The organism is Streptomyces sp. IBSBF 3136 (genome assembly GCF_036815105.1).
Taxonomy (GTDB): domain Bacteria; phylum Actinomycetota; class Actinomycetes; order Streptomycetales; family Streptomycetaceae; genus Streptomyces.
This window is the reverse complement of sequence record NZ_JAJSZC010000472.1, coordinates 1-1,012: the sequence shown is the minus strand read 5'-3', so window position 1 is coordinate 1,012 and position 1,012 is coordinate 1. Positions and strand designations below refer to the sequence as shown.

At 72.5% G+C, this 1,012-nt stretch carries 1 protein-coding gene and 1 pseudogene; both read left to right on the top strand.

Annotated features, from left to right (window positions below):
* Positions 1–333 (top strand): annotated as a pseudogene (locus tag V7E45_RS40295) (DUF2264 domain-containing protein); the annotation flags it as partial.
* A gap of 44 nt (positions 334–377) precedes the next feature.
* Positions 378–746, top strand: a complete 369-nt coding sequence (locus V7E45_RS40290; protein WP_333779247.1) for a VOC family protein — start codon at positions 378–380, stop codon at positions 744–746.
* Positions 747–1,012: the final 266 nt, after the last annotated feature.

Here is a 1,012-nt window from a genome sequence, read left to right as displayed (position 1 = left end):
GCCCCCGGCACCGAGGTGCGGGTCACCGGGTGGGTGGCGGGGGAGGACGAACAGACCGAACTCCTCGCGGCGCACGGATTGACGGACGGTCACACCCTGACCGACGGGGCCGGCGTGACGGGGGTGACCGGCGGGTCGCCCACCCTGTTCGTCGCCGTCGCCCGGCTCACCGCGGACCGCGACGCCGTCCCCCTCGCGGAACTGGTGACCGTCGAGGTGCGCGCGGAGCGGGAGTTGACCATCCACTGGGCCACCGGACGGCTCCGGCGCTTCCGTTTCACGGCGCCGGCCGACGGGCCCGAGGACGCTTCGTGGTCGGTGGCACCCGACTGACGTCCGTCGTTGCCGTCGGCACCCCCGTCCACCAGAATCCGTCCATGACTTCCAAGATCCAGCACGTGACCGTCGACTGCGCCGACGCCTACACCCTGGGCAGCTTCTGGTCGAAGGTGCTCGAACAGCCCCTGCACGACGACGACCACCCGGGCGACGAGATGGCCCTGATCGAGGGCGCGGGCCTGCTCTTCGTCACCGTGCCGGACGCCAAGACCGTCAAGAACCGCGTCCACCTCGACCTCCAGCCCCAGGACCGCAGCCGCGACGAGGAGGTCGAGCGGCTGCTCGCCCTGGGCGCCACCCAGGTCGACGACCGGCGCCGCCCCGACGGCACCGGCTGGGTGGTCCTCGCCGACCCCGAGGGCAACGAGTTCTGCGTGGAGCGCAGCCAGGCCGAACGCGAGTCCTGACGACGCCTTACCGGCGGCCCGGCCTACGGCAAGTCGCCCCCGCCGGAGCGGAGGGTGTCGGCGAGCAGATCGGCGAACTCCACGGGGTGCTCAAGGGTCCCGAGATGCCCGCCCGGGAACTGAACCAGCGGACACCCGATCCGGTCGGCGAGCAACTCCGAGGTTCGATGGAGGAGTTCACCTCGCGACTCGGCGCCGGCGGCGATCGTGAGGCGGCCCGGCCTACGGCAAGTCGCCCCCGCCGGAGCGGAGGGTGTCGGCGAGCA

Bases quoted from the DNA above. Each gene is read 5' to 3' on its own strand.
- V7E45_RS40290 (WP_333779247.1), top strand. From the start codon at position 378: ATGACTTCCAAGATCCAGCACGTGACCGTCGACTGCGCCGACGCCTAC.